The organism is Bradyrhizobium genomosp. III (assembly GCF_000261705.1).
In the GTDB taxonomy this organism is placed as follows: domain Bacteria; phylum Pseudomonadota; class Alphaproteobacteria; order Rhizobiales; family Xanthobacteraceae; genus Bradyrhizobium; species Bradyrhizobium ottawaense.
This window is the reverse complement of record NZ_AJQF01000349.1, coordinates 1-6,265: the sequence shown is the minus strand read 5'-3', so window position 1 is coordinate 6,265 and position 6,265 is coordinate 1. Positions and strand designations below refer to the sequence as shown.

6 protein-coding genes are annotated in these 6,265 nt (G+C 65.2%); all 6 read left to right on the top strand.

Features of this window, described 5'->3' with window-relative positions:
- Window positions 1–177 precede the first annotated feature (177 nt).
- The 6 genes from IC66_RS0128010 to IC66_RS0127985 all read left to right on the top strand — a co-directional run bounded on the left by IC66_RS0128010 (window position 178) and on the right by IC66_RS0127985 (window position 6,061).
- Complete coding sequence (locus IC66_RS0128010; RefSeq protein ID WP_038949887.1) at window positions 178–1,485, top strand: glutamate-5-semialdehyde dehydrogenase; 1,308 nt, start codon at window positions 178–180, stop codon at window positions 1,483–1,485.
- Between the two features lie 22 nt (window positions 1,486–1,507).
- Window positions 1,508–2,152 (top strand): nicotinate-nucleotide adenylyltransferase, encoded by a 645-nt coding sequence (locus IC66_RS0128005; RefSeq protein ID WP_028139197.1) that lies wholly within the window; start codon window positions 1,508–1,510, stop codon window positions 2,150–2,152.
- A 223-nt stretch (window positions 2,153–2,375) separates the two neighbouring features.
- Window positions 2,376–2,747 carry a ribosome silencing factor gene (gene rsfS, locus IC66_RS0128000; RefSeq protein WP_028139198.1) on the top strand — a complete coding sequence of 124 codons (372 nt, stop codon included), beginning with the start codon at window positions 2,376–2,378 and terminating at the stop codon, window positions 2,745–2,747.
- A 112-nt stretch (window positions 2,748–2,859) separates the two neighbouring features.
- A complete protein-coding gene (gene rlmH / locus IC66_RS0127995) occupies window positions 2,860–3,342 on the top strand; it encodes a 23S rRNA (pseudouridine(1915)-N(3))-methyltransferase RlmH (protein ID WP_038949885.1) in 483 nt (160 codons plus the stop codon).
- Between the two features lie 32 nt (window positions 3,343–3,374).
- Window positions 3,375–4,706: a murein hydrolase activator EnvC family protein gene (locus IC66_RS0127990; RefSeq protein ID WP_028139200.1), complete on the top strand. Its 1,332-nt coding sequence runs from the start codon at window positions 3,375–3,377 to the stop codon at window positions 4,704–4,706.
- Window positions 4,703–6,061 carry a S41 family peptidase gene (locus IC66_RS0127985; protein ID WP_018318850.1) on the top strand — a complete coding sequence of 453 codons (1,359 nt, stop codon included), beginning with the start codon at window positions 4,703–4,705 and terminating at the stop codon, window positions 6,059–6,061. The genes IC66_RS0127990 and IC66_RS0127985 overlap by 4 nt, the downstream gene beginning before the upstream one ends.
- The last annotated feature ends 204 nt before the right edge of the window (window positions 6,062–6,265 follow it).

The window sequence follows — 6,265 nt, the reverse complement described above, 5'->3', positions numbered from 1 at the left end:
CCGAACAGGTGTCAGCCATGTCCCCGGACTAAACATCAAGCCCGGCCATGACGTTGGGGCTAGGCCGGTGGCCGAGCCCAGCAACCGCCCGCCGGGCCCCTGCCATACCCTCCCCGCCCTTCGCAAAAGCGGGATTTCCGTGCTAGGACACCGCCTTAGCAGAAGGTTGAAACTCCAATGGCCGCCCCCCTCAAAGCCGTTGACGGCAATGCCGATCGGACTACCGATCTCTTGGCGCTGATGTCCGATCTCGGAACCCGCGCCCGCGCTGCCGCGCGCGTGCTGGCGCTGGCGCCGCCGGAGCAGAAAAACCGGGCGCTGGAAGCCATGGAGCGGGCGATCCGCGCGAGCTCTGCGGCGATCCTCGCCGCCAATGCCGAGGACGTCGCCGAAGCCCGCGCCTCCGGCAATGCCACCTCCTCCTTCATCGACCGCCTGACGCTGACGCCGGCCCGCATCGAGGGCATGGCCGAGGGCATCGGCATCGTACGCGGCATCGCCGATCCCGTCGGCATCGTCACCGAGAGCTGGCAGCGGCCAAACGGCATGAGGATCGAGCGCGTGCGCGTGCCGCTCGGCGTCGTCGGCGTGATCTTCGAGAGCCGTCCGAACGTTGCGGCCGACGCCGGCGTGCTGTGCCTGAAGTCCGGCAATGCCGTGATCCTGCGCGGCGGCTCGGACAGTTTTCGGTCCTGCCGCGCGATCCATGAATGCCTGGTGCAGGGCCTGCGTGAAGCCGGCCTGCCTGAAGCTGCGATCACGCTGGTCCCGACGCGCGACCGCGCGGCCGTCGGCATGATGCTCTCGGGCCTGAACGGCGCCGTCGACGTGATCGTGCCCCGCGGGGGAAAAAGCCTCGTCGCGCGCGTCGAGCAGGAAGCGCGCGTGCCTGTGTTCGCGCATCTGGAAGGCGTCAACCACGTCTATGTCGATGCCAGCGCCGACCTCGCGATGGCGAAGTCGCTCGTGCTCAACGCAAAAATGCGCCGCACCGGGGTCTGCGGCGCGGCCGAGACGCTGCTGGTCGATCGCGCCGCGGCCGGCAAAAATCTGAAGCCGCTGGTCGAGATGCTGATCGATGCGGGCTGCGAAGTACGCGGCGACGAAACGGTGCAAGGAACGGATGCGCGCGTAAAACCTGCGAGCGAAGACGATTGGGACACCGAATATCTCGACGCGATCATCGCGGCGAAGGTCGTCGACGGCGTCGATGGCGCAATCGCGCACATTCAGAACCATGGCTCGCATCACACCGATGCGATCGTGAGCGCGGATGAGGCGGCTGCGAGGAAATTCCTGAGCGAGGTCGATTCCGCGATCGTGCTGCACAACGCCTCCACGCAGTTCGCCGATGGCGGCGAGTTCGGCTTCGGCGCCGAGATCGGGATTGCGACCGGCCGCTTCCACGCCCGCGGCCCGGTCGGGGCCGAGCAGCTGACGAGCTTCAAATATCGCGTTCACGGCACCGGTCAGACACGGCCGTAAGTAACGTCGCGGGGCGCGGACATTGAGTAACAATTTCGTCGCCCCCCGCTTCTTCGCGCAGGCGATACCGCCCTACACCGAAGGCATGCGCATCGGCCTGCTCGGCGGCTCGTTCAATCCGCCGCACCAGGCGCATCGCGCGATCAGCCAGTTCGCGCTGAAGCGCCTTCAGCTCGACCGCGTGTGGTGGCTGGTGACTCCGGGCAATCCGCTGAAGGAGAACGGCAATCTGCATGAGCTCGGGGAGCGCATGCAGGCCGCGCGCGACGTCGCCGATGATCCCAGGATCGAGGTCAGCTGTCTCGAATCCGTCATCCGCACGCGCTACACTATCGACACGATCAACACCTTGCGCCGCCGCCTCAGCGGCCTGCGCTTTGTCTGGATCATGGGCGCCGACAATCTCGCTCAATTCCATCGTTGGCAGCACTGGCGGCGCATCGCCGGCCAGGTGCCGATGGCAGTCATCGACCGCCCGCCGCAGAGTTTTCGCGCCCTCGCCTCCCCCGCCGCCCAGGCGCTGGCGCGCTATCGCCTCCCCGAGAACAAGGCAGCGCTGCTTGCGGATCAGCCGGCGCCGGCCTGGGTTTTCCTGACCGGAATGAAGCTGAATCTGTCCTCGACCGGCTTACGGAACCCGGACGGGAGCTGGAAAGGTACAATGTGAGGACAAGTGCGCGGATCTCGTGTGGGCTTCAGCCTCTCTGGCATATTGAAACCCTTAACCCCACATGATGTAGTGTAACCGGTGAGCGCCGGATTCGGCGTTCGCGATACAGTGAAAGGAATGGTCCCTGACCACATCTGTATTGTCCAAGTCAGCTTCGACGAAGTCTGTTTTACCCAAGGTTGCCAAGCCGGCGCGTAAAACATCAGCCAAAGCTGCGGCCTTGAAGGCGCAACCCGACGCCGACAAGACGCTGAGCCTGATCCTCTCCCGCCTCGACGACATGAAGGCGGAAGAGACGGTCACCATCGACCTTCGCGGCAAATCGGCGTACTCCGACTACATGATCGTCACCACCGGCCGGGTGAACCGGCACGTTGGCGCGATCGCGGAAAACGTCGCCAAGGGCCTCAAGGAAAACGGCATCAAGAACATCCATGTCGAGGGCTTGCCCAATTGCGACTGGGTGCTGATCGATTCCGGCGACGTGATCGTGCACGTGTTCAGACCCGAGGTCCGCGAGTTCTACAATCTCGAGCGATTGTACACGCAGGGCCCAGGGGCTGCGAAAGCGATCGCGGCGAAGGCGATCTAGGCTGATCGAGCCGATTTCGAATCGGCTGACGCGCATGCTAGCGTCGTGCGCGCGCCATTTGCGCGCGGTCTTGAAAACACGACCCTGAAGATATCAGACCCCTGAAGATATCATGCGCGTTGCTGTCATTGCGGTGGGACGGCTGAAGCAGGGCCCCGAACGGGAGCTTGCCGACCGCTATTTCGAGCGGTTCGACGAGGCCGGCCGCAAGCTCGGATTCCGCGAGCTCCTGGTCCACGAAATCCCCGAGAGCCGCGCGCGCGACACCGCGACGCGGATGACCGAAGAGGCCGCCGCGATCTCCGCGCATATTCCGGACAAATCGATCCTGGTGGCACTGGACGAGCGCGGGCAAAATCTCGACTCCACCGTATTCGCACGGCATCTCGGACGCTGGCGAGACGAGGGAGCCGGACATACTATCTTCGTGATCGGAGGGGCGGACGGACTTTCGCCCGAATTGCGCCGTAAGGTGAAGCTCGCGATCGCGTTCGGCTCTGCGACCTGGCCGCACCAAATGGTCCGCGTCATGCTTCTGGAACAGCTTTATCGGGCCGCCACCATTCTGGCCGGCCACCCCTATCACCGCGCGTGATGCGCGCCACAACGAGCACCTTTGCCGACACGATGCGAGCGCCGCTCCTCAACCTGTTGCTGATCACAAGCGTTGCCGGCGCAAGCCTCGCGCAAGCCCAGACCGCGGCGCCGGCGCCCCAGACCGCCGCCGTCTCGCCCGACGCCATCAAGCAGCGCGAGCAGGAGCTCGAAGCCGCGCGTGCCAGGCAGAAGAGCGCGGAAGAGGCGCAGGCCAAGCTCAAGGCCGAGATCACCTCACTCGGCCAGGACCGTACCCAGCTCAATCAGCAGCTGATCGACACCGCCGCCAATGTGCGCAACGTGGAGACCAAGATCGACGAGACCGAAGCCCGGTTGCGCGCGCTCAACGGACGCGAGCAGGCGATGCGCTCCTCGCTCGATTCGCGCCGTGCCGACATCGTCGAGGTGCTGGCAGCACTGCAGCGGGCCGGACGGCGCACGCCGCCTGCGCTGCTGGTGCGGCCCGAAGATGCGCTGCAATCACTGCGCACGGCGATGCTGCTCGGCGCCGTGGTGCCGGAGCTGCGCGGCCGCGCCGAGAGGATCGCAGGCGAGCTCGGCGAGCTCGTGGCCTTGCGCAAGAATATCGCCACCGAGCGCGACCAGCTCGCCTCCGATCGCGACAAGGTCAGGAGCGACCAGACCCGGCTCACCGCCCTCGTCGACGAGCGGCAGCGCCAGCAGGCGGCACGCGAAAAGGACCTCGATGCCGAGAATTCGCGCGCCATCGCGCTTTCGAGGCAGGTCGGCGATCTCCAGGGCCTGATCACCAAGATGGAGCAGGATCTGCAGAGCGCAGCCAAGGCCGCCGAGAAGGCAGCCGAGGCCGCAAGGCAGGCCGAGGCCAAGGCGGCCGCAAGCGCGAGCGTCAAGTCCGGCCCGGGCGTGTTCAAGGACCGGTCCCGGACCACCCCCGCGATCGTCTTTGCCTCCGCCAAGGGTCTCCTGCCTCTTCCGGTTAACGGTAACAAGATCAGGGATTTCGGCGGTTCCGACGGGGCCGGCGGGGTCCAGAAGGGCATTTCCCTGGCGACCAAGCCCGGCTCCCAGGTCACAACGCCGTGTGACGGCTGGGTGGTCTATTCAGGCCCGTTCCGCAGCTATGGACAACTCTTGATCCTCAATGCCGGGGGCGGGTATCATGTCCTGATCGCCGGGATGGAGCGCATTTCGGTCAACATCGGACAGTTTGTGCTCACGGGGGAGCCGGTCGCGACCATGGGGTCGACCTCTCAGGTCGCTTCCATTCTCGCGACGAACGCGAGTCAACCTGTGCTGTATGTCGAGTTCCGTAAGGACGGCACTCCAATCGATCCAGGCCCATGGTGGGCCGCAAATGAAGGCGAGAAGGTTCGCGGATGATGCGCAAGACTTCAGTAATCCTCCTCAGCGCGGCCACCGGTGCGGCGCTGATGCTGTTCGTGACCCAGCCGCGTGCGGTGTTCATGGGCTCCAGCGCGCGAGCCGCCACCGCAGACACCTATCGTCAGCTCAATCTGTTCGGCGACGTCTTCGAGCGCGTGCGCTCCGACTATGTCGAGAAGCCCGACGACACCAAGCTGATCGAATCCGCCATCAGCGGCATGCTCACCGGCCTCGATCCGCATTCGAGCTACATGGACGCCAAGAGCTTCCGCGACATGCAGGTGCAGACCCGCGGTGAGTTCGGCGGCCTCGGCATCGAGGTCACGATGGAAGACGGCCTGATCAAGGTGGTCTCGCCGATCGACGACACCCCAGCTTCGCGCGCCGGTGTCATGGCCAACGACATCATCACCAATCTCGACGACGAGGCGGTGCAGGGCCTGACGCTGAACCAGGCGGTCGAGAAGATGCGCGGCCCCGTCAATACCAAGATCAAGCTCAAGATCATCCGCAAGGGTCAGGACAATCCGATCGACGTCACCCTGGTGCGCGACAACATCCGCGTCCGCTCGGTGCGCGCACGCGTCGAGGCCGACGACATCGCCTATATCCGCATCACCACCTTCAACGAGCAGACCACCGAAGGCCTGAAGCGCGAGGTCGCCAACCTCTCGAACCAGATCGGCGACAAGCTGAAGGGCTACATCATCGACCTCCGCAACAATCCGGGCGGCCTGCTCGAGGAAGCAGTCACTGTCTCCGACTCGTTCCTGGAGAAGGGCGAGATCGTGTCGACCCGCGGCCGCAATGCCGAGGAGACCCAGCGTCGCACCGCGCATTCGGGCGATCTGACCAAGGGCAAGCCTGTTATTGTGCTGGTCAATGGCGGCTCGGCCTCGGCCTCGGAGATCGTCGCCGGCGCGCTGCAGGACCACAAGCGCGCGACCATCGTCGGCACGCGCTCGTTCGGCAAGGGCTCGGTGCAGACCATCATTCCGCTCGGAAGCGGCAATGGCGCGCTGCGGCTGACCACGGCGCGCTATTACACGCCGTCGGGCAAGTCGATCCAGGCCAAGGGCATCGTGCCCGACATCGAAGTGCTGCAGGACGTGCCGGACGAGCTGAAGTCGCGCACCGACACCAAGGGCGAGGCTTCGCTGCGCGGCCATCTGAAAAACGACGGCGACGAGAAGACCGGCTCGCAGTCCTACGTCCCGCCGGACGCCAAGGACGACAAGGCGCTCAAGCTCGCCGACGACCTGCTCCACGGCATCAAGAACAGCGCCTCCGCCGCGCCCACCCCCGGCGGCGACAACAAGGCCACGACCGACAAGCCCAAAGCGGCGAACTAAGTCGGCGTATCCGCGCGATCCCACGAAAGGGCGGCTCCTGGGAGCCGCCCTTTTTGCTTGGAACTCCTGGTTGCTGATAACTCCTGGGATCCCCGGCCTATCCCGGCCTGCCGCCGCTTGACCCCGGCGTGGTATCGTCATTGGCAGTGATTCGGGATCGCGCATGACTGAAACGGCCGATGATCTGAGCGCCCCGCTCGGACA

Bases quoted from the DNA above. Each gene is read 5' to 3' on its own strand.
- IC66_RS0128010 (WP_038949887.1), top strand. From the start codon at position 178: ATGGCCGCCCCCCTCAAAGCCGTTGACGGCAATGCCGATCGGACTACC.
- rlmH (WP_038949885.1), top strand. From the start codon at position 2,860: ATGCGCGTTGCTGTCATTGCGGTGGGACGGCTGAAGCAGGGCCCCGAA.
- IC66_RS0127990 (WP_028139200.1), top strand. From the start codon at position 3,375: ATGCGAGCGCCGCTCCTCAACCTGTTGCTGATCACAAGCGTTGCCGGC.
- IC66_RS0127985 (WP_018318850.1), top strand. From the start codon at position 4,703: ATGATGCGCAAGACTTCAGTAATCCTCCTCAGCGCGGCCACCGGTGCG.